The sequence below is a fragment of the Brevundimonas sp. KH_025 genome, from assembly GCF_057839885.1.
Genome location: NZ_CM174501.1, coordinates 2,383,958 through 2,406,179, shown reverse-complemented (window position 1 = coordinate 2,406,179; position 22,222 = coordinate 2,383,958). Strand labels below are relative to the sequence as shown.

Annotated in this window: 16 protein-coding genes; 3 read left to right on the top strand and 13 right to left on the bottom strand. The window is 68.3% G+C overall.

What is annotated here, in order from left to right:
• Positions 1-78: 78 nt before the first annotated feature.
• The gene (locus AC3IS2_RS11950; protein ID WP_489198004.1) at positions 79-870 is read left to right on the top strand and encodes a TSUP family transporter; all 792 of its coding nucleotides are present in this window, start codon (positions 79-81) and stop codon (positions 868-870) included.
• Here the strand turns inward: AC3IS2_RS11950 and AC3IS2_RS11945 are convergent.
• The 8 genes from AC3IS2_RS11945 to AC3IS2_RS11910 form a co-directional block, all read right to left on the bottom strand.
• Positions 867-2,435, bottom strand: coding sequence for a PAS domain-containing hybrid sensor histidine kinase/response regulator (locus AC3IS2_RS11945; protein WP_489198003.1), 1,569 nt, complete (start codon positions 2,433-2,435; stop codon positions 867-869). The two genes, AC3IS2_RS11950 and AC3IS2_RS11945, sit on opposite strands and share 4 nt — an antisense overlap.
• Positions 2,436-2,530: 95 nt before the next feature.
• Positions 2,531-3,892, bottom strand: coding sequence for a glutamate--cysteine ligase (locus tag AC3IS2_RS11940; protein ID WP_489198002.1), 1,362 nt, complete (start codon positions 3,890-3,892; stop codon positions 2,531-2,533).
• 68 nt (positions 3,893-3,960) lie between these two features.
• Positions 3,961-4,692, bottom strand: a complete 732-nt coding sequence (locus tag AC3IS2_RS11935; protein ID WP_489198001.1) for a 16S rRNA (uracil(1498)-N(3))-methyltransferase — start codon at positions 4,690-4,692, stop codon at positions 3,961-3,963.
• Positions 4,693-4,706: 14 nt separating this feature from the next.
• Complete coding sequence (locus AC3IS2_RS11930) at positions 4,707-5,870, bottom strand: acyl-CoA dehydrogenase family protein (protein ID WP_489198000.1); 1,164 nt, start codon at positions 5,868-5,870, stop codon at positions 4,707-4,709.
• Between the two features lie 129 nt (positions 5,871-5,999).
• Positions 6,000-7,781 carry an acyl-CoA dehydrogenase C-terminal domain-containing protein gene (locus tag AC3IS2_RS11925; RefSeq protein WP_489197999.1) on the bottom strand — a complete coding sequence of 594 codons (1,782 nt, stop codon included), beginning with the start codon at positions 7,779-7,781 and terminating at the stop codon, positions 6,000-6,002.
• Between the two features lie 2 nt (positions 7,782-7,783).
• Positions 7,784-8,269 carry a MerR family transcriptional regulator gene (locus AC3IS2_RS11920; RefSeq protein WP_489197998.1) on the bottom strand — a complete coding sequence of 162 codons (486 nt, stop codon included), beginning with the start codon at positions 8,267-8,269 and terminating at the stop codon, positions 7,784-7,786.
• Between the two features lie 150 nt (positions 8,270-8,419).
• A complete protein-coding gene (locus AC3IS2_RS11915) occupies positions 8,420-8,830 on the bottom strand; it encodes a DoxX family protein (protein ID WP_489197997.1) in 411 nt (136 codons plus the stop codon).
• Between the two features lie 261 nt (positions 8,831-9,091).
• Positions 9,092-10,549, bottom strand: a complete 1,458-nt coding sequence (locus AC3IS2_RS11910) for a protein adenylyltransferase SelO (protein WP_489197996.1) — start codon at positions 10,547-10,549, stop codon at positions 9,092-9,094.
• A 223-nt stretch (positions 10,550-10,772) separates the two neighbouring features.
• Here AC3IS2_RS11910 and nhaA point away from each other — a divergent pair, with 223 nt between their 5' ends.
• Positions 10,773-11,984 carry a Na+/H+ antiporter NhaA gene (nhaA, locus tag AC3IS2_RS11905; protein ID WP_489197995.1) on the top strand — a complete coding sequence of 404 codons (1,212 nt, stop codon included), beginning with the start codon at positions 10,773-10,775 and terminating at the stop codon, positions 11,982-11,984.
• Between the two features lie 230 nt (positions 11,985-12,214).
• A complete protein-coding gene (locus AC3IS2_RS11900; RefSeq protein WP_489197994.1) occupies positions 12,215-14,815 on the top strand; it encodes a TonB-dependent receptor in 2,601 nt (866 codons plus the stop codon).
• 194 nt (positions 14,816-15,009) lie between these two features.
• Here the strand turns inward: AC3IS2_RS11900 and AC3IS2_RS11895 are convergent, their stop codons facing one another.
• The 5 genes from AC3IS2_RS11895 to mnmC all read right to left on the bottom strand — a co-directional run bounded on the left by AC3IS2_RS11895 (position 15,010) and on the right by mnmC (position 22,221).
• On the bottom strand, positions 15,010-18,117 hold the full coding sequence (locus tag AC3IS2_RS11895; RefSeq protein WP_489197993.1) for an efflux RND transporter permease subunit: 3,108 nt from the start codon (positions 18,115-18,117) through the stop codon (positions 15,010-15,012).
• Between the two features lie 9 nt (positions 18,118-18,126).
• Positions 18,127-19,272, bottom strand: coding sequence for an efflux RND transporter periplasmic adaptor subunit (locus tag AC3IS2_RS11890; RefSeq protein WP_489197992.1), 1,146 nt, complete (start codon positions 19,270-19,272; stop codon positions 18,127-18,129).
• A 159-nt stretch (positions 19,273-19,431) separates the two neighbouring features.
• Positions 19,432-19,839, bottom strand: a complete 408-nt coding sequence (locus tag AC3IS2_RS11885; RefSeq protein ID WP_489197991.1) for a hypothetical protein — start codon at positions 19,837-19,839, stop codon at positions 19,432-19,434.
• Positions 19,840-19,928: 89 nt separating this feature from the next.
• Positions 19,929-20,318 (bottom strand): DUF6491 family protein, encoded by a 390-nt coding sequence (locus AC3IS2_RS11880; protein WP_489197990.1) that lies wholly within the window; start codon positions 20,316-20,318, stop codon positions 19,929-19,931.
• Between the two features lie 88 nt (positions 20,319-20,406).
• On the bottom strand, positions 20,407-22,221 hold the full coding sequence (mnmC, locus tag AC3IS2_RS11875) for a bifunctional tRNA (5-methylaminomethyl-2-thiouridine)(34)-methyltransferase MnmC2/FAD-dependent 5-carboxymethylaminomethyl-2-thiouridine(34) oxidoreductase MnmC1 (RefSeq protein ID WP_489197989.1): 1,815 nt from the start codon (positions 22,219-22,221) through the stop codon (positions 20,407-20,409).
• Between the last annotated feature and the right edge of the window lies 1 nt (position 22,222).

Sequence of the window (22,222 nt, the reverse complement as noted above, 5' to 3'; positions counted from 1 at the left end):
AGCGGACCTCGCCGCCCGCGCGGTGGCGGTTTCCTGCGCCTGCGTCTATAGCGCCGCTGTTGCTGGAGTATCGCGCGCGTGCCGGAACTGACGCCTGAGATCATCGCCCTTCTGGGTCTGGCGTCGGTCATCGCCGGCTTCATCGACGCCATCGCCGGCGGCGGGGGCCTGATCTCCTTGCCGGCTCTGCTGTCGGTGGGGCTGAACCCGGTCGCGGCCATCGCCACCAACAAGGTGCAGGGCAGCGTCGGCACGGCTTCGGCCCTGTGGAATTTCTGGCGCAAGGGCCGCGTGGATTTCCGTCTGATCCGCTGGCCTCTGGCCCTGGTCGGCGTCGGGGCGGGGCTGGGCGCTTTCGCCGTGACCCTGGTGGACGCGCGCTGGCTGATGATCCTGCTGCCGGTGCTGCTGGTCGGCATTGCGCTATATTTCCTGCTCGGCCCCAAGGCCTCGGACGAGGACGCCCACGCCCGGCTGACGCCCCTGGCCTATGCGGTCGTGGCGGGCGGGATCGGCTTTTATGACGGCTTCTTCGGACCGGGGACGGGGTCCTTCTTCGCCCTCAGCCTGGTCATGCTGCTGGGCATGGGGCTGACGCGGGCCACGGCCCACACCAAGGCGCTGAACCTGATGAGCAATGTCGTCGGCATTGTCGTGCTGGCGGCGGGCGGCCACGTGGTCTGGGCGCTGGCGGGGATCATGGCCGTGGGGCAGTTCATCGGCGGGCGGATGGGCTCGCACGCGGCCATGCGCTTTGGGCCGCGTCTGATCCGACCCCTGCTGGTGGTCATCTCCCTGGCCATCACGGCGCGGCTGCTGTCGGATCCGACCAACCCGCTGCGGGTCATCGTGGCGGGCTGGCTGGGCTAGTTCGGAACCAGCATGGCCAGGGCGGTCAGCAGGTCGCGGGCGGTGACGGGCTTGGCCAGATGCAGGTCGGCGCCGGCGGCGCGGGCGCTGTCGCGGTGTTCGGCCATGGCGTTGGCGCTCAGCATCAGGATCGGCGTACGCGGGGTCGCCGGACGGGCGGCCTCGACGGCGCGCAGGGCGCGGGTCGCCGTCAGCCCGTCCATGCCGGGCATCTGCATGTCCATCAGGACCACGTCGAAGCGGCTGGTCTCGAAGGCCGTGACGGCTCGGGCTCCGTCATCGACGATGATCAGGTCGGCGGCATGGTCGGCCAGGATCAGCTGGACCAGACGCTGGTTGACCGGATGGTCCTCGGCCAGAAGGACGCGGACAGGGCGCGGCAGTCTGGGCACGGCGCCGACGCCGGGCGCCTCGATGTCATGGGTGCGAGGCAGGGGCAGTTCGACCCGGAAACGGCTGCCGACGCCGGGGGTGGAGACGGCCTCGATCCGCCCGCCCATCATCTCGGTCAGCGAACGACAGATCGACAGGCCCAGTCCGGTGCCGCCAAAACGGCGCGTGATGCTGCTGTCGGCCTGGCTGAAGCGCTGGAACAGCTGGGCGGCGTGGTCGGTGTCGAAGCCGACGCCGGTGTCCTCGATCTCGAACGACAGCAGGGTGGGGGCGCCGACGTCCTCGCTCAGGGCGAAGCGGACGCAGACAGAACCCTCCGCGGTGAACTTCACGGCGTTGGACAGGAGGTTGCCCAGGATCTGGCCGATGCGGACGCTGTCGCCGACGAAGGCGCCGTGCACATGGGCCGGGCGCTCGACGTGGAAGGCCAAGCCCTTGTCCTCGGCCCGCCTCCGCAGGGTGTCCAGCGGCGCGGCCAGGGCCTCGTCCAGATCGAAGGGGCGCAGCTCCAGCTCCAGCTTGCCGGCCTCGATGCGCGACACGTCCAGCATGTCCGAGACCAGCCGCTCCAGCGTCACGCCGGACGCAGCGATCAGGCCGACCATCTCGGCCTGGTCCGGCGACAGCGGCGTGCGCGACAGGGCGTCGACGATGCCGATCACCCCGTTCAGCGGGGTGCGGATCTCGTGGCTCATGTTGGCCAGGAAGTCGGACTTGGCGCGGTTGGCGGCCTCGGCGGCGCTCTTGGCCTCAATCAGGGCCTGTTCGGCGGCGATCTTGGCGGTGACGTCGCGGGCCACGGCGTAGATGCGGTCGCCGAACCTCTGGGCGCGCCATTCCAGGGTGACGTAGTGGCCGTCGCGGTGGCGGTAGCGGTTGATATGGCCTTTGACCGGCGCGTCCGGGCGACGCGTTTCGACCTCGGTGACGCTGTGCAGCGTGCCGGGCAGGTCGTCAGGATGGACCAGGGTCAGGATGGCCAGGCCGATCAGGTCGTCGGGCCTATATCCTAGGGTCGCGGCCCAGGAGGCGCTGACCCGGACGATGAGGCCCTCCAGATCGCGGATCACCAGCAGGTCCAGCGACACGTCGAAGAAGGTCGCCAGATCGGCCGCCATGCCGCGCGCCGACTGCGGCTGTCCCGTCAGCGATGGGGCCGGGGCGAACGTCATGGGCGATCCTTGCGAACTGGACGCCCTGTCTAGACCCCGCCGGTTAAGGGCGGATTTCAGTAAGCGCCGTTTCAGTAGGCCCTGGTAGGCCCCGTTCAGTAGGCGAAGTCGCGATAGATGCGGCTGACGTCGCCCTGCCATTCGCCGTGATACAGTTCCAGCAGGCGGTCGGCGGGGGTCACGCCGCTGTCGGCGATGTCTTCCAGTTCCGACAAGTAGCCGCGCTCGTCGACCATGCCGCCCGAGAAGCGGGCGCGGTTCTTCAGGCCGTGCTTGGCGATCTCGACCAGGTCGACGGCGATGTCGCGGACGCTGCGGCCGGCGACTTCGGCCTTGAGGCCCAGGCGGGTCACGTCGCGGCGCAGGCGCTCGTGGTCGGCGATGTCCCAGTCCTTGCACAGATCCCAGGCGGCGGCGAGCGACGGCGCGTCATAGAGGATGCCGGCCCACAGGGCGGGCAGGGCGCAGATCCGGCTCCACGGGCCGCCGTCGGCGCCGCGCATCTCCAGATACTGTTTCAGGCGCACCTCGGGGAAGAGGGTGGTCAGGTGGTCGGCCCAGTCCTTGGCCGTGGCGCGCTCGCCCGGCAGGGCGTCCAGCTTGCCGTCGATGAAGGCGCGGAACGACTGGCCCGACAGGTCGACATAGGTCTCGCCGCGCTTGGCGAAATACATCGGCGTGTCGAGGGCGTAGTCGGCGTAGCGTTCGTAGCCGAAGCCGTCGGCGAAGACGAAGTCCAGCATGCCGGTGCGGTCGGGGTCGGTGTCGGTCCAGACGTTGGCGCGCGCCGACAGGAAGCCGGTCGGCTTGCCCTCGATGAAGGGCGAACAGGCGAACAGGGCGGTGGCGATGGGCTGAAGCGCCAGCGAGGTGCGGAACTTCATGATCATGTCGGCTTCGCTGTCGAAGTCGAGATTGGCTTGGATGGTGCAGGTGCGCAGCATCATGTCGAGGCCCAGCGAGCCCTTCTTGGGCATGTAGGCGCGCATGATCTCATAGCGGCCCTTGGGCATGACGGGGATGTCTTCGCGTCGCCACAGGGGGTCGAAGCCCGCGCCGAGGAAGCCGAGGTTCAGCTGGTCCGCGACCTGCTTCACCTCCATCAGGTGCTGGCCGGTTTCCGAGCAGATGTCGTGGATGGTCTGCAGCGGCGCGCCGGACAGTTCGAACTGACCGCCCGGCTCCAGGCTGATGGAGGCGGTGAAGCCCTCGGCGTTCTTGCGCTCCAGGGCGATGACGTGGCCGGCTTCCTCCACCGGCGACCAGCCGAAGCGCTGCAGGCCGGTCAGCATGGCCAGGATGCCGCTGTCGCCCTCATAGGCGGGGCGGCGCAGGGTGGTGCGGTCGAAGCCGAACTTCTCGTGCTCGGCGCCGATGCGCCACTGGTCCTTGGGCTTGGCGCCCTTCGACATGGCGGTGATCAGGTCGTCTCTGGAAAGCGGCGCCGTGTCGGACATCTGTAACCCCTGCTGTCGCGGCTAGATGGGCGACGAAACGGCCCCGCTCAAGAGGGGCGACACAACTTCTATCGTTCCCAGTCGCCGATGGCGGCTTGCCACAACGTCAGGGCGGCGATGGCGGCGGTGTCGGCGCGCAGGATGCGCGGGCCGAGAGAGACAGCGGTGGTGAAGGGCAGGGCGCGCAGACGCTCGCCTTCTTCCGGCGAGAAACCACCCTCGGGACCGATCAGGATGGCCCACTTCTGTTCTTGGGTGTCGCCGCCCGCAGCGGTCAGCGCCGACACGGCCGGCGCGCCGCCGGTCTCGTCGCAGAACATCAGCCGGCGCGAGGCGTCCCAGCCGTCCAGCAGGGCGTCCAGCTTGACCGGATCATCCACCAGCGGCACGTCCAGACGCCCGGTCTGCTCGGCGGCTTCCTCGGCGATGGCGTCCAGCCTGTCCAGTCGCAGGCGGTCAGCGTTGGTGCGGTGGGTCAGGACCAGACGGACCCGTTTGGCGCCCAACTCGGTGGCCTTCTCGACGATGGTTTCGATGCGCGCCTTCTTCACCACGGCGACGATCAGTTCCAGGTCGGGGCCGTGGGTCTGATTCCGCACCTGCTCCTCGGCGCGCAGGACGACGCCCTTCTTGAGGACGTCGGCGACGCTGACGCGCCATTCGCCGTGGCGGCCGTTGAAGACCAGCAAATCGTCGCCCGCCTTCAGCCGCATCACCTGGGTCAGGTAGCGCGACTGGTCGAGGGTCGGAGCGACGGCGAGGCCGGGGGCGAGGTCGCCCTGAACGTGCAAACGGATCATGCCGCTCAATGGGGTCAGAGGGTGCGCGCGATCAAGAGTTTCATGATCTCGTTGGTGCCGCCGTAGATGCGCTGGACGCGGGCGTCCTTGTAAAGCTGGGCGATCGGGTACTCGTTCATGTAGCCGTAGCCGCCGAACAGCTGCAGCATCTCGTCGATGGTCTCGCCCTGGATGTCGCTGACCCAGTATTTGGCCATGGAGGCGGTGGCGGCGTCCAGCTGGCCCTTGAGGTGCAGGCCGATGCAGTGGTCGACGAAGACCTTGGCCACTGTCAGCTTGGTCTTGACCTCGGCCAGCTTGAACTGGGTGTTCTGGAAGTCGATGACCCGCTTCCCAAACGCCTTGCGCTGCTTGACGTAGTCGAGCGTCGCCTCCAGGCCGCGCTCGGCGGCGGCCACGCCTTGCACGGCGATGTTCAGGCGTTCCTGCGGGAGCTGCTGCATCAGCTGGACGAAGCCCTGGCCCTCGCCGCCGCCGATGGCGTTGTCCAGCGGCACCTTGACGTCGTTGAAGAAGAGCTCGGAGGTGTCGTTGGCCTCCATGCCGATCTTGTGCAGGTTGCGGCCGCGCTCGAAGCCTTCGGCCCCGTCGGTCTCGACCACGATCAGGCTGGTGCCCTTGGCGCCCTCGGCCGGGTCGGTCTTGGCGACGACGATGATGAAGTTGGCCAGCTGGCCGTTGGTGATGAAGGTCTTGGAGCCGTTCAGGACATAGTGGTCGCCCTGTTTGATGGCGGTGGTCTTGACGCCCTGCAGGTCGGACCCGGCGCCCGGCTCGGTCATGGCGATGGCGCCGACCAGTTCGCCGCTGACCAGACGCGGCAGCCAGCGCGCCTTCTGCTCGGCGGTGCCGTAGTGCCAGATGTAGGGCATGACGATGGCGTTGTGCAGCGAGATGCCGAAGTGGTCCGCGCCCTTCCAGCCCAGCTGGCGCATCAGCACGACCTCATGGCGATAGTCGCCGCCCATGCCGCCGTCTTCCTCGGGCAGGGACAGGCCCAGCAGGCCGGCGTCGCCGGCGTCGTTCCATAGCTGGCGGGGCACCGAGGAGGCGGCGATCCACTGCTGGAACTTCTCGGGCGGGGCGTGCTCGTCGATCCATTTGCCGACGCTGTCGGAGAAGAGGACGATCTCCTCGTCCTGCATGAAGTCGGGTTCGGGGACGTTGAGCACGTTCATGAGCGTTTCCTGTCATCCCGGCCGTAGCGAAGCGGAGAGCCGGGATCGCCGCAGAACTCGACCGTTGTTGTCTTGGGGCGGCCCCGGATCACGGCTTTCGCCGTGTCCGGGGTGACGTTTACCGGGGCTTTAGAAAGCCTCGGCGGGCATCTGCATCAGCACTTCGGCGCCGGTCTTCATCTTGACCAGATGGGCGGCGGCGTCGGGCAGGATGCGCTCGACGAAGTAGCGGCCGGTCTGCAGCTTGGTGACATAGTAGGGGTCGGCGTCGCCGGCGGCGATCTTGGCCGACGCCGACTTGGCCATCTGCGCCCACATGTAGGCCAGCGCCGTCAGGCCGAAGATGTGCAGATAGTCGGTCGAGGCGGCGGCGGCGTTGTCCGGGTTGGCCATGCCGTTCTGCATCAGCCACATGGTGCCGTCCTGCAGCTTCTTCTTGGTGTCGGCCAGGCCGTCGACGAAGGGCTTGATCGCTTCATTGTCGCCGTTCTCGGCTGTGAAGGCGTCGATGTCGGCGAACCAGCTCATGATGGCGCGGCCGCCGTTCGACGGCAGCTTGCGGCCCACCAGGTCGAGCGCCTGAATGCCGTTGGTGCCTTCATAGATCATGGTGATCCGCGCATCGCGCAGATACTGCGAGGCGGGGAAGTGCTCGGTATAGCCCGAGCCGCCGTGGACCTGCATGGCCAGCGAGGCGACATGGAAGCCCTTGTCGGTCAGATAGGCTTTCAGCACGGGCGTGATCAGGCCCATGTAGTCCTTGGCCTTGGTCGCCGTGGCCTCGTCCGAGGACTTCTGCAGGTCGGCCTGCAGGGCGGTCCACAGGATGAAGGCGCGGCCGCCTTCGACGAAGGCCTTGGATTCCAGCAGCATCCGGCGCACGTCGGGGTGAACCATGATGGGGTCGGCCGGGCCGTCCGGGTTCTTGGCGCCGGTCAGGGCGCGGCCTTGCAGGCGGTCGTTGGCGAACTCGACGGCGGCCTGATAGGCGGCGTCGCCGATGGCCAGGCCCTGCAGGCCGGTGCCGAGGCGGGCCTCGTTCATGACCACGAACATGTTGTTCATGCCGCGGCCTTCTTCGCCGATCAGCCAGCCCTTGGCGTTCTCATAGGCCATGACGCAGGTGGCGTTGCCGTGGATGCCCATCTTGTGCTCGAGGCCGGCGCACTGGACGCCGTTGCGCTCGCCGAGCGAGCCGTCGGCGTTGACCAGGAATTTCGGCACCACGAACAGGCTCAGGCCCTTGATGCCCGGAACCGCGCCTTCGACGCGGGCCAGCACCGTGTGGATGATGTTGTCGGCGAAGTCGTGCTCGCCCGCCGAGATCCAGATCTTCTGGCCGGTGATCGAATAGGAGCCGTCGCCGTTCGGCACGGCCTTGGTGCGGACCATGCCCAGGTCGGTGCCGCACTGCGGCTCGGTCAGGTTCATGGTGCCGGTCCATTCGCCGGTCGCCATCTTCGGCAGGTAGGTCTGCTTCAGCTCGTCCGAGGCCGAGGCTTCAATGCCGTGATAGGCGCCGGCCGTCAGGCCCGGATACATGGAGAAGGCCGCCGAGGCGCCGGCCGTGAACTGACCCACCGCCATCGAGACGATCGAGGGCAGGCCCTGACCGCCGAACTCCGTGCCGAAGGACAGGCTGGTCCAGCCGGCCTCGACCATCTGATGATAGGCTTCCTTCCAGCCCTTGGGGCCGGTGACGACGTCGCCCGCGATATGGCAGCCTTCCTGATCGCCCTGGCGGTTGATCGGGGCGATGACTTCCTCGGCGAACTTGCCGCCTTCCACGATGATCTGGTCGATCAGGTCGCGCGACAGGTCGGCGTCGGCGAAGTGGTTGGCGTAGCGTTCGACCTCCAGCACGTCGTGCAGGACGAAGGACAGGTCGCGGACAGGCGCCTTGTAGGCCATGATTACGCTCTCGCTTTGAAAGGCTGGAATTGGTTGTCGGGGTTGAGCCGTTCGCTCAGCAGGGTGGCGTATTCATCCGCCCCCGGCAGAAGGTCGGGGCGGTGTTCGCCCAGCTTGGACTCCATCCAGGCGCAGGCCTCTTCGGCTGTCTGGATGGCGCCCTCGAGGTCTTCGAGCTGCTGCTTCAGCGCCTCGACCTGGGCGCGGTGACGGCGCAGGGCCACGGCCATCTGATGGACGTTGTGATCCTTGCGGTCATACAGATCCAGCATCTCCTGGATCTCTTGCAGGGTGAAGCCGATGCGGCGTCCCCTCAGGATCAGCTTCAGCCGGGCGCGGTCGCGCGCGTCATAGACCCGCGTCTGGCCCTTGCGGGCCGGGGTCAGCAGACCCTTGTCCTCATAGAAGCGCAGGGCGCGCGCGGTCGCCCCGAACTCGCGGCACAGGTGCCGGATGGAATAGGTGCGGTGATCGTCAGCGGTCGCCATGTGTCACACATAACTTGACGCGGACGTAAAGGGAAGCTTCTCACGCGCCTCCCTCGACAAGTTGTGATCGGCGCGGGGTTCCAAACGCAAATCGGCCGCGGAGAGCTTGTGCCCGCCGCGGCCGATCCGGGGAGGAAACTTTCGGGGTCGCTAGTGGCGGCGGAACCAGAGCACCGGGGCCGTGATGGCGATCAGGAAGAGGTTGGTCAGGGCCAGGCCGATGTCCAGGCCCAGGCCGTGGAGGACCAGCATGATGCTTTCCAGCGCCAGCAGGCCGACGCTCGCCGTCAGCAGCAGCGGGCGGCCGAAGCGCCAGGAGATCAGCGGGCTGAGGACCATGAGGGCCAGAACCATCTCGGCGACGCCCAGGCCGCGCACGAAGCTGGCGCTGGCCATGGCGGGCCAGTTCATCAGCACCGTCAGGTTCTCCATCGACTCGGTCAACTTGGCGTAGCCGGCGGCGATGAAGAACATCGCGATCCACCCCTGAAGCGTCCACAGCGTCAGGTTCAGATAGTCGGCTTTTGCACGGGAGCGGGGGGTGAGGGTGGCGGAGGTCATGGCCGTAACCAGTGAGGTTGATTGGTAACAGTAGCTAGATCAGATTGCCGGGCCGGGGATTCAATAGGCCGTAACAATCTGTGAACGGGGGTAGGCGCGACCTGCGGCGAGGGCGTGGCTGTAACCACAATTTCCCGTAATCCGACGCGGGTCGTCAAACGGCATTAGGCCTGCCGAAGCGGCCTGTCAACGCTTGATGACATCAATTGATGACTTATGGCGCGGGTGTCGCCAATACCGCTCATCCCCGGGAGGAATCGGCTATAGCGCCCAGGCGCTTCGGGCGGCGTCCAGACGGGCCAGCTTGGCGTGCAGGGGCGCCCAGTCGTCGCCCTGTTCGATGGCCGCCCAGATGGCCTCGACCTCGTCGATCAGCATTTCTTCCGGCTCGGGCGCGGCGAACATCGGATGCTCCAGCCGCTCGGGCCGGTCCGGCTCATGCTCCAGCAAGGCGAAGCGGAAGGCGTCGAAGGCCTCGCCCTGATAGATCTTGCCGCGCGCCCCGCCCAGGGCCCGCGCGCCCGAACTGAAACCGCCGAACCAGTCGAAGAAGAGCGGCTCCCAGCGCAGGGCCTCGCCCTTGTCGCGCAGCAGGGCCAGGGTGGCGTCCAGCAGCCGCTGGTCAGCGGCCTCGCTCAGGCTCCGGACGCCCAGCCGGTTCAGGAAGGCGGCGCGCAGATGGCGGATATAGGCGGGACCAAAGCCGTTCAACGCCTCGGTCAGGGCCGCGACCTGCGGCTCCGCGATCAGCTTCAGACAGCCAGCCAGCTGGGTCAGGTTCCAGAACACGGCCTCGGGCTGACGCGCGAAGGCGTAGAGGCCCGAGTTGTCGAAATAGGCGGCGGTGAAGCCGGGCTCGTAGTGGGGCAGGAAGCGCCACGGACCGTAGTCGAAGCTTTCGCCCGTCACGTTCAGATTGTCGGTGTTCAGCACCCCGTGGACGAAGCCGGCGGCGATCCACTTGGCCGTCAGCCGCGCCGAGGCCTCGACCACGGCGGCCAGGAAGCCAGGCGCGTCGCCGGTTGCGACCGAGGGGTGATACAGGCTGCGGGCGTGCTCCAGCAGCACTTCGATCTGATCCTTGCGGCCGTAATAGGCGGCGCGCTGGAAGGTGCCGAAACGAATGTGGCTGTGCGACAGCCGCACCATGACGGCGGAGCGGGTGGGCGAGGGCTCGTCGTGGCGCTCCAGCGCCTCGCCGGTCTCGACCAGCGACAGGATGCGGCAGGTCGGCACGCCCAGGCTTTCCAGCATGGCGGCGGCCAGCACCTCGCGCACGCCGCCCTTCAGCGTCAGCCGCCCGTCGGCGTGGCGGGACCAGGGCGTCTGGCCGGAACCCTTGGTGCCCAGGTCCAGCAGTCGACCATCGTTGTTTTCCCTATCGCCTCCCTCGCGGAGGGAGGCTGCGTGAGGGGCTTCCCTCATCTGCGCCGCCAGGAAGCCGCGCCCGTCGCCGATCTCGGGATTGTAGGTGCGGAACTGATGGCCGTGATAGCGCATGGCAATCGGCCCCGGCTGGCCGGGCAGGGGGGCGAACCGGCCGAAATGGGCGATCCATTCCACATCCGTCAGCGTCTCCAGCCCGACGGTCGCCGCCGCCCGGTCGTTGCGCACGCGCAGGATCGTCTGGGGAAAGTCCGCCGCCTGCACCGCATCGGCATAGTCGGGGCCGAGGTCGATGAAGCGCGGGTCGGGGCGATAGGCGGGAGAGACGGGCATGGGCGGCAGATGCGCGCTCGCGCCGGCTTTCGCAACTGCAAGGTGAGCGGCGAGCCGGGGTTGAACCTGCGGGCGGCTTGCGTATTTTCAACGGCAGAGATCAGGTCCCGTTTCGCCATCGCGCGTCGGGGCCAGGCCGGCGCCGTCGTTTGACGGACGAATCCGGTCCGGCGTCCGTCGATAACCTGACGCCACGACAGTCCTTTTGATTTCGGAGACCGCCGTGGCCACAAAAAGCACGCTCGCATTCCTCAAGACCGAAGCCGGCTCGGGCGCCGCCCTGGGGCTGGCCGCCGTCGCCGCCCTGATCGTCGCCAACTCGCCCTGGGCCGGCGAATACTTCGCCTGGCTGAAGAGCGTTCATGTCCTTCAGGTCGGCCCGCTGCGGCTGGAGGAGACGATCTCCGGCTGGATCAAGGAAGGCCTGATGGCGGTCTTCTTCCTCGTGGTCGGGCTGGAGATCAAATACGAGATTCTCAAGGGCGAGCTGAGCAATCCCAAGAAGCTGGCCCTGCCGATCATCGCGGCCGTGGGCGGGATGGCGGTTCCTGGCCTGGTCTATCTGGCCGTGGCCCAGGCGATGGGCGGGCCGGGGCAGGGCTGGCCTGTTCCCCTGGCCACTGACATCGCCTTCGCCCTGGCCGTCTTCGCCGTGGTGGGCAGGGGGCTGCCCAGTTCGCTGCGGGTCTTCCTGCTGACCCTGGCCATCGTCGACGACCTGGGCGCCATCGCCCTGATCGCCGTCCTGTTCAGCCAGGGGGTGCAGTGGCTGCCTCTGCTGGGCGTGGCGGGGCTGCTGGCCGCCTTCGCGCTTCTGGGTCGTCGTCGCCTGGCCGGCCCCTTCTGGGTGCTGGGCTTTGCGGCGGTCTGGTATCTGACCGTCCTGTCGGGGTTGTCGACCTCGCTGACGGCCGTGGCCTTCGCCATGATCGTGCCGGTCGAGCCACGCCGCGAGACCTCGCAGAGCCCGCTGAAGGAGGCGATGCACGACCTGCACCCCTATGTCGCCTTCCTGGTCCTGCCGCTGTTCGCCTTTGCCAAGGCGGGCGTCTCCTTCGCCGGCCTGTCGCTGGAGCAGGCCTTCGCCCCCCTGGTCATCGCCATCGCCCTCGGCCTGTTCGTCGGCAAGCAGGTCGGCGTCTTCGGCGCCGCCTGGCTGGCCGCCAAGCTGAAGATCGGCGACAAGCCCTCGGGCGCCAGCTGGCTGCAGCTTTACGGCGTCAGCCTGCTGTGCGGCATCGGCTTCACCATGAGCCTGTTCATCGGCGTTCTGGCCTTCCCTGGCGCCGTGGATTCACCCGAGCAGATCGAGGTCAAGCTGGGCGTCATCGGCGGATCGGTGCTGTCGGCGCTCGCCGCCGCTGTGATTCTGCACCTCGCGGCGCGGCGCCAGCAGCAAAGAGAAGACGCCTCATCGGCCAAAATCTTGCAGTAAACGTTGATAATATTGACCTTGCGTAATCGGTTTTTGTCGCTTTCTCGCCACACGTAGAGCGACGTTGGCTGAAATCGCCGCTCGCAGCTTGGCGGCTTCTTGTCGCTGTCCCGACCGTGGCTTACCCCTGTCAACGGAGAGTTCACGCCGCTCAACGAGCGTGGATCGACAGGGACAGGAATCGCCACGGTCGCCGCGGGCGGCCGGGCCATAGAGCCGGGGAGCCGCTTATGCGTTTCAACAACATCCTTCGCAGCACTGCGTCGGCCGCCGTCGTCGGCGTCGTCGCCTTCGGCTTCGCCGGCGCCGCGTCGGCCCAGGAAGGTCCGACCACGGTCGACGACATCATCGTCACCGCCCAGAAACGCGAACAGAGCCTGCAGGACGTGCCGATCGTGGTCACGACCCTGTCGCAGGAGGCGCTGGACGGCGCCGGGGTGCGCGACATCAAGGATCTGCAGATCCTGACGCCGGGCATGACCGTCACCTCGACCCAGTCGGAAGCCTCGACCACGGCCCGTATCCGCGGCGTCGGCACGGTCGGCGACAACCCCGGCCTGGAAAGCTCGGTCGGCGTGGTCATCGACGGCGTCTATCGCTCGCGCAACGGCGTCGGCTTCGGCGACCTGGGCGAACTGAGCCGCATCGAGGTGCTGAAGGGGCCGCAGGGCACCCTGTTCGGCAAGAACACCTCGGCCGGCGTCATCAACATCATCACCGAGGCGCCGTCCTTCACCCCCGGCTTCAACGCCGAGGCGACCTACGGCAACTATGGCGCCTGGGGGATCGCGGGTTCGGTCACGGGCCCGATCACCGATCAGATCGCCGGCCGCCTCTACATGGCCAAGCGCGAGCGCGACGGCTTCTATGACGTGATCACCGGCCCTGGCCCGCGTCAGGAAAAGGACGATCAGAACCAGGACTTCTGGACCGCCCGCGGCCAGCTGCTGATCCTGCCCTCGGACGACGTGTCGATCCGTCTGATCGCCGACTATTCCAAGCGCGACGAATACTGCTGCGTCTCGACCCAGATCCGCACCGGCCCGACCTTCGGCGCCGTCACCGCCGTCGGCGGGCAGCAGCGTCCGCCGGCCCCCGGTTTCGGTCCTCTGCCCTTCTCGCGCACGGCCTTCGCCAACCGCGGCACGGGCCAGACGATGGAGGACATGGGCTTCTCGGCTGAGGCCAACATCGACATCCCGTCGTGGAACGCCACCGTCACCTCGATCAGCTCCTGGCGGAACTGGGACGGGGTCAACGGCATGGACCTCGACTACACCACCGCCGACCTGCTCTATCGCAACAACGACGGCAACTATGGCTTCGAGCTGGAGAACCTGACCCAGGAGTTCCGCCTGGCCGGGACCACCGACCGTATGGACTGGCTGGTCGGCGCCTTCTTCACCAAGGAGGACATCAGCCGCGCCGACAGCTACCTGTACGGGGCCGGCTACACGCCCTTCATTTCGCTGCTGCTGTCGTCGCAACTGAACGCCGCCAACCCGGCCTTCCCGGTCAGCCCCAACGACATCGGCTGCTTCAGCCGTCCCGGCCAGTCGGTCGCCGGTCTGGCCGGCTGTCTGGCGACGGGCGGCATGGCGCCTTCGGGCCCGACGGCTGCGACCGGACCGGGCTTCGGCGTCGGCGAGGGCGTGCGCGACCACTACAGCCAGAGCACGGAATCCTTCGCCTTCTTCACCAACAACACGGTCCGCCTGACCGACCAACTCGATCTGACCCTGGGCCTGCGTTACACCCAGGATCACAAGCGTCTGCTGGCGATCCAGGACAATGTCGGCACCAACGGCGCGGCCTGCGGCGGAACCCTGGCCAACGCCGCGGCCATTCAGGGCCTGTTCGGCGCCACGACCGGGCCGCGCCTGATCGGCAACATCTGTCTGCCGTGGGCCAATCCGCTGTATGACAACCGTCGTTTGTCGGAAGAAAACACCGGCGGCGACTTCACCGGCACGATCAAGGCCAGCTATCGCTTCAACGACAGCGTCATGGCCTACGGCTCCTACGCCCACGGCTACAAGTCGTTCGGCTACAACCTGGACCGCGTGCAGACCGGCGTCACGCCGACGGCTTCGCTCTACTTCCCGGCTGAAACCGTCGACAGCTATGAACTGGGCCTCAAGAACACCCTGTTCGACCGCACGGTCCTGCTGAACGTCACCTACTTCCATCAGAAGTTCGAGGACTTCCAGCTCAACACCTTCCTGGGCACGGCCTTCGTGGTCGAATCCATCCCCGAGCTGAAGTCGCAGGGCTTCGACGCCGACTTCGTCTGGTTCACCCCGGTCGAGGGCCTGTCGTTCAACGGCGGCGTGACCTACACCGACACCAAGTACGGCGTCTTCACCGCCGCCGACATGACCAACCCCGGCAACTTCCCGCAGCTGTCGCTGCTGCCGGGGGCGCGGGCGTCGTTTGCGCCGGAATGGTCGACGACGGGTTCGGTTTCGTTCGATCGTTCGATCGGCATGGGCCTGAGGGTGGGCTTCAACCTGTCGGCCAAGTACACGACCGAGTTCAACACCGGGTCGGATCTGCTGCCCTACAAGATGCAGGACGCCATGACCCTGCTGAACGGCCGCGTCACCCTGGGTTCGGAAGACGACCGCTGGAGCCTGGACCTGTGGGCCCAGAACCTGACGGACGAAGAGTACAAGCAGGTGGCCATCAACGCCCCGCTGCAAGGCTCGGCCTTCCAGTCGACGGTCCAGCCGAACGGCACCTTCTACGACCCGACCAGGGACACCCAGACCTACAACGCCTTCCTGGGCCAGCCGCGCACCTACGGCGCGACCCTGCGCGTCAAATACTGATCGACCCATCGCCTGCGGGCGGAGGCGAGGCGGCCCGGAGCAATCCGGGCCGCCTTTTCTTTGAGGCGGACCTCACGACGGGGATCTGATCAGGGACGGCCATCCGGCGGGCGCCGCTCGGGACGCGCGGCAGGAGCCAAGAGAAAGCCCCCGGAGATGGCTCTCCGGGGGCTTGGGTCGGCGCTGCGGCGCTTTCAGTCGTGGAGGACGGCGGGGGATTCGCCCGGCCGGCTGCCGTCGGCCAGCTTGCGCTGTCCGGCGAACATCCGGCTCAACATCCGACGTCCCCAGCCGGCGATATCGTCCACGATGGTGAAGAAGGCCGGGATGTAGAGCAGGGACAGGAAGGTCGAGGAGATCAGGCCGCCCAGAACCGCGATGGCCATGGGCGAGCGGAACTCGACGTCAGCCCCAATGCCCATCGAGATGGGCACCATGCCGGCCCCCATGGCGAAGGTGGTCATCAGGATGGGGCGCGCCCGCTTGTGGGCGGCGTCCATGATGGCCTCGCGACGGGTCATGCCGTCCTTCTCGGCGACGATGATGTAGTCGACCAGCAGGATGGAGTTCTTGGCCGCGATCCCCATCAGCATCAGCACCCCGATCAGGGCCGACATGGAGAAGCTCTTGCCGCCGATGACCAGGCCGATGAAGGCCCCGCCGATGGCCAGGGGCAGGGCGGCCATGATCGTGACCGGATAGGCGAAGCTTTTGAACATCAGGGTCAGGACGGCGTACATCAGCAGGATGCCCGAGATGAAGGCGATGCCGAAGCCGACCAGCATCTCCTGGATGAACTCGGCGTCGCCGGCGGGCACCTGGCGCACGCCGACCGGCAGGGTCTTCACCGAGGGCAGGCGGTTGACGGCCTGACCCGCCGCGCCGGTGGTGATGCCGTCCAGCTCGGCCGTGATCGAGGCGATGCGCGAGCGGTCCTGACGGCTGACCGTGGCCGGGCCGGCGCCGAACGCGATGTCGGCCACGGCGCTGAGCGGCACGGCGGCGCCCGAGGCGGTCGGGACGCGCAGGTTCTCCAGCACGTTCAGGTCCTCGCGCGCGGCCTCGGTCAACTGCAGCCGGATCGGGATCTGCCGGTCGCCCAGGTTGTACTTGGGCAGGTTCTGCTCGATGTCGCCGATGGTGGCGACGCGCACGGCCTGGGAGATGGCCCCCGCCGATACGCCCAGCATGGCGGCTTCGTCCGGGCGCGGCGTGATCAGGATTTCGGGGCGGGCGATGGCGGCGCTGTTGACCACATTGGCCAGCCCCTTCACCCCGCGCATCTCCTCCTCGACCTTGCGGGCCGCGGCTTCCAGGGCGACGGGGTCGTCGCCGAGGATGGAGAAGGTGTAGCTGGTGCCGTCGCCGGGGCCCCCGCCCTGCTGGGCGATGCCGGCGCGGATGCGGGCGCCGGGGATCTGCTTCAGCTCATCGACCATGACGCGGGCGAAGGCCTGCTGGCTGAGGGCGCGTTCGCCCTTGGGAACCATGTCGGCGTAGATGTTGGCCTGGCCCACGTCCTGGCCGCCGATGGCGGCGTAGACGGAGGTGACTTCGGGTCGCGCGCGCAGCTTGGCGGTGACCTGCTCCACCACGGCGTCGGTCTGGCGTAAGGTCGAGCCGGGCGGCAGTTCGACCTGGAAGGCGGCGCGGCCTTCGTCGCCGGGCGACATGAACTCGAACGACATCTTGGCCGCGACCGACAGGAAGATGGAGCCGAACAGGAAGACGCCGCCCAGGACGAAGACCTTCCAGCGGTTGCCCAGGCACCAGTGAAGGGCGCGCAGATAGCCCGCCATCCAGAAGGGGTCCTTGTCCTCGTGCTTGGTGTGTTTCAGCAGATAGGCCGCCATCAGCGGCGTCAGCGTCCGCGCCACCACCAGCGAGAAGAAGACGCTGATGCAGGCGGCCAGGGCGAAGGCCTTGAAGAACTGGCCGATGATGCCGGGCATGAAGCCGACGGGGGCGAAGACGGCGATGATGGTGCCGGTCGTGGCCACGACCGCCAGACCGATCTCGTCGGCGGCCTCGAAGGCGGCGTCGTAGGGCGGTTTGCCGTCGCGCATGTGGCGGACGATGTTCTCGATCTCGACGATGGCGTCATCGACCAGGATGCCGATGGTCAGCGACAGGGCCAGCAGGGTGACGACGTTCAGCGACTGATCCATCGGCCCGAGCAGGGCGAAGGTCGGGATCAGCGACATCGGCATGGCCGTCGCCGCAATCAGGGTCGCGCGCCAGTCGCGCAGGAAGATGAAGACCACGATGACCGCCAGGACGGCGCCCAGCAGCAGGGCCTCCAGCGAGGCGAGGTAGCTCTCCTCGATGTACTGCACGCTGGACGTGACCTGTTCGATGGTCAGCTCCGGGTGGGCCTGGTCGATCTTGGCGACTTCGGCGCGGACCTTTTCGGCGACCTTGACCTCGCTGGCTTCGCGCGACCGCAGGAAGTTGAAGGTCACGGCCTCCTGGCCGTTGTAGCGGGCCAGGCGGCGAGGCTCGCCCCACTTGTCGATGACGGCGCCGAGATCGCCCAGGCGGACGCTCTTGCCGCCGCCCAGCGGCACCAGGGTCTCGCGCAGTTGATCGACCGAACCGGCAGCGCCCAGGGTGCGCACGGCGCGCTCGGATCCGGCCACGGTGACGCGGCCGCCCGGCAGGTTGTTGTTGACGTTGTTGAGGGCCTGGCTGACCTCGGCGGCGGTGACGCCGTAGGAGGCCAGACGCTGGGGGTCCAGTTCGACGCGGATCTCGCGGTCGACGCCGCCGGAGCGGTTGACCTCGCCCACGCCGCCCAGGGCCAGCAGGGCGCGGCTCATCTCGTTGTCGATGAACCAGCTGATCTGCTCCGGGGTCATCGTCGGCGAGCGGACCACATAGGTGATCAGGGCGTCGCCGGTGATGTCGATACGCTGGACCGTCGGCTCCTGCATGTCCTGGGGCAGGGAGCCGCGTACGCCGCTCATGGCGTTGCGCACGTCGTTAGTGGCGCGTTCCGTGTCGGTGCCCAGCTCGAACTCGATGGTGGTCGAGGACACGCCGTCGGTGACGTTGGAATAGATGTGGCGCACGCCCGACAGGCCGGCGATCGAATCCTCGATCACCCGCGTGACCTGGACCTCCATCTCGGCCGGGGCCGCGCCCGGACGGGCGGCGGAGACGGCGACCAGGGGGAAGTCGATGTCGGGGTTGTTGTTGATCCGCATCCCCATGAAGCCTGTCACGCCCGCGAGCGTCAGCAGCAGGAACAGCAGGATGATGGGGATGGGGTTCTTGATGGCCCAGGACGATATATTGTTCATGGCCGGGTCTTACTTCTTGGCCGGAGCGGCCGCTGCGGGGGCGGCGGCGGGCGCAGCGGCGATCGTCACCTTGTCGCCCTCGCTCAGGAAGCCGGCGCCCTGAACCACGACGCGGGCGCCCGGCTCGATCCCGCTGACCGAGGTCTGGTCGTCGCGACGCGACAGGACCGTCACCGTGCGGAAATGGGCCGAGGCGTCGGCGTTCAGCACGAAGACGCCCGACTTGTTGTTGCGGTAAAGCACCGCGCCGGTCGGCACCACGGTGGCGGGCTGGGCGCCGGCGTCGATCGCCGCGCGGGCGAACATTCCGGGCTTCAGGCCGCTGCCGGGCGCAAGGCTGATGCGGGCCAGGCCCAGGCGGGTCTGAACATCGACCTCGGGAGTGACGATGCGGATCGTGCCGGAGGTGGTCAGGCCCTCGTTGGAGGTGATGGTCGCGGTCTGTCCGGCGCGGACGACGGGCAGATCGGTCTCGGGCACCTGAGCGTCCAGCTCCAGCCGGCCGTCGCGCACCATGCGGAACAGCTGGGTTCCCGACTCGACGATCTGGCCGCGCGTGACGCTGCGGCTGATGATCAGGCCCGAGACGGGGGCCTTGATTTCGCTCTGCGCCAGGCGGGTGCGGGTCTCCGACAGGGAGGCGCGGGCCGAGGCCAGATTGGCCCGCGAGGCGCGCTGGTCGGCCAGGGCGGCGTCCAGCGAGGCCTGGCTGAGGAAGCCGCGCTCTTTCAGCTCCTGCGCGCGGCCCAGGGCGGCGTCGTCGCGGGCGGCGTTGGCCTCGGCGGTCTGCACCCCCGCCTGTTGCTGGCGCAGCTGGGCCTGCAGCAGGGCGTCGTTCAGCTTGACCAAGGTCTGGCCCTGACGAACGTAGCTTCCTTCATCGACATAGACGCCGACGGCGGTCAGGCCGCCGGTCTCGGCGCCGACCGGCACCTCTTCCCAGGCCGACACCGTGCCCGAGGCGATAATGATGCGCGGCAGGGCGACCGAGGCGGCGGTCGCCACGCTGACCGTCTGGCGCGAAGCCCCGGCGGGCTTGTCGCCGGCTTTGGACTTGTCGTCGCCGTGTCCGCCGCAGGCGGCCAGAGACAGGGAGGCGGCCGCAGCCAGCAGCAAGGCCGGGGCGGCGGCCGGAATGCGAAGTGTGTACGCCACGTGCGAGGATCCTTGAAGGGTCGGTGCAGGGAGGGCGCGAACCTTCAGTCCGGCGCCGGACGCGAGTTTGACAGCCACGCTTCATAGCGTTCCGCGAGCCGTTCTCAAACCTCGCACACCACCATTACCGCGAAGTAATCCCCAGGCGACGGGGCGCCGTCAGGGGCGGTCGCGTTCCGGCAGGGCCGCGACCTCGGCGTCGCTCAGACGCTTGACGATGCGCGCACGGCAGAGCGTGGCCGGGGGCGTTGCGCCGGACGGCACGACCTGGGTCCAGTCGCCGGTGCAGAGGCGGTTCAACCCGCCGTGCGGCAGGAAGGCCACCGCCATGGCGGTGTCCAGGTCGCGGCAATAGCCGACCGTCTCCAACTGAAACACCGCCTTGCCCGGCCCGCGAATGAACATGTCCTGGTCCCGCACGCGGAAGCTCTGGATCTGGTTCTGGAAGAAGCACTGGCGCTCTGGCGCAACCGACGCCGCGCGCTCGGGCGACGCGGTCGGGGCGCATCCGGTCAGGGCGACGACGCCGGCGGCGGCGACCAGAAGGGCGGGGGCAAGGCGCGACATGGGGAGGCTCCGTGAAAGCGTTGCGGCCGTCATACGGGCGGGATGATGAACCTTGGCTGTCTAAGCGCCCGACCCGGCCGCCGGGTTGCCTAAGGCCGATCGCGTTCCGGCAGGGCGGCGACCTCGGCCGCGGTCAGACGTTTGACGATCCGCGCACGGCAGGGCCCCGGGGACGAAGGCGACGCGATCATGGTCCAGTCACCAGCGCAGACCCTTGAGACCTGATCGACGATGGCCAGTCGCATGGCTTCGTTCAGCCCGCGACAGTCGCCCGCAGGTTGAAGTTCGAACACTGCATTGCTCGTCCCGCGCACGAACACGGTCTGATCCGTGGAACGCACGCGGAAACTCTGAACGTCGTCCGGGAACATGCATTGGCGCTCGGGCGTCGCCGTGGCGATCTGATCGGTCGAGGCCGGCGCGCATCCGGCCAGCACAAGGCTGCCGATCATCAGAATGGAGGGCGTCAAACGCGACATGATGGTGCTCCGGCCAAAGGTTGAGGGATCACTGTAATGCAGGCGGCGGGTCTTGGCACATCTTGTCCGCACCCGCTTCCAGGTCGCGTCAGCCGGCCGTGAAACGCCCTGGCGACAGGCGCTGTCGAGCGGCGCGAGGCAGGGGCGACGGGCGGTCCAGGATCTGCGCCGCCAGATCTTCGGCCAGCAGCGGGGCGACGCAGAAGCCGCGCGAGCCGAGGCCGGTCAGGGCGTAGAGGCCGGGCAGGGCGAGGCCGCCGCAAATGGGCAGACGGTCGGGCGTGGTGGCGCGCACCGCCTTGCGGTTCTGGACCGCGTCTGCGGCCTCGACCTTGACGGCTAGGCCGGGCAGGGCGGCGGACAGGGTCGCGAGATTGCGCGCCGAGGCCTCGGCGGTCGGCGCGAGATCGGTCTGGCCCCGGTCGTGAGTGGCGCCGAACAGCAGGCCGGTTCCGGTGGGCACGGCGTAGCCGCCCCAGGCGGCGGGCGGGGTGGTCGGGCCTTCGACCCAGTCGGCCTGACCAGCGACGGGGGCGAGCGGCAGGTCAGGCGCCATGTCGCCCATCAGGGCGGCGTTTCCCCACCCCGCCGTCAGGACCACGGCCTCGGCTTCGACGATGAGTGCGCCGTCTGCGTCGACCAGGCGCCAGCCTTCGCCTTGCGGCAGCAGCGCGGCAACGCGGGCGGTCAGGCGTTCGGCGCTCGCCAGCCAGGGCTCCAGCACCGCCGACGGCCGCAGGGCCAACGCGCCCTGCATCAGCAGGCCGCCGGATTGGACGGCTTCGCCCAGGCGGTCGGAGGCGGCCTCGGCGTCGAGGCGCGTCATGGCCCCGACGGGCCAGAGGTCCTGGGCCGCGATCTTGTCGAAGCGCGCGGCGTCGCGCGGGGTCTGTTCCAGTTGCAGCACGCCTTCGGCGATCACGGCGTCGGGCAAGGCGCTGTAGAGGGCGCGGGCGCGCTCCAGGGCCTGGGCGTGAAAGCCGGCGATCAGGGCGTCGCCCGCGTCGAGGCGGGGCGTGACCAGGGCGGCGGGAAAGCCCGAGCCGCCGGCGCCGGGGCGCTCGGCCTCGATGACCGTGACGCGGGCGCCGCTGGCGATCAGGGCGCGGGCGACCGAGGCCCCGGCGATGCCGGCGCCGACCACCGCGACGTGGCGCGAGGGGGCGGGCTGGGGCGCCGGCGAGGGCAGGCGCGCCTCAAGCCGTTCGCGCTTCCTGCCGTGGCCGGGCTTCTTCTCGACGACGAAGCCGTGCTCGGCCAGGCCGCGCCGCACGGCGCCCGCCACGGTGAAGGTGGCGACCCGCGCGCCGGGGGCGGAACGGGCGGCGATCAGGGCCATGATCTCAGGCGACCACATGCCGGGGTTCAGGGCGGGCGAGAAGCCGTCCAGGAACCAGGCGTCGGCGGGACCGGACCATTGGCTCAGCGCCCATTCGGCGTCGCCGACGGCCAGATCTATGGTCGTGTTCCATTGCGGCAGGTCGAGCCGATGGAAGCCGGGCGTGCCTTCCGGCCAGACGGCGAGCAGGGCGTTCGCGGTCTCGGCCAGTTCGGGCCAGGCGGCCAGGGCGCGGGCGGCCTCCTCACGGCTCAGGGGGAAGCCTTCGATGGAGAAGACATGCAGCCGACCGTTCGAGGGGCGCGTGCGGCGCCACAGGTCCAGCAGGGCGACGATGTTCAGCCCGGTGCCGAAGCCCAGTTCAGCCACGGTGAAGTCGGCGCGGTCGGCCCAGGCCCCACTCCAGGCCTCGGGCAGGCCGCAACCTTCGAGAAAGACGGCGCGCGTTTCGGCCAGGCCGTCGTCCTTGGAGAAATAGACGTCGCCGAAACGGCCGGAGCGGGGGGAGCCGTCTTCGGCCCAGAACAACTTGGGGGAGGCGTCGTCGCTCGTGTCGTCGGTCATG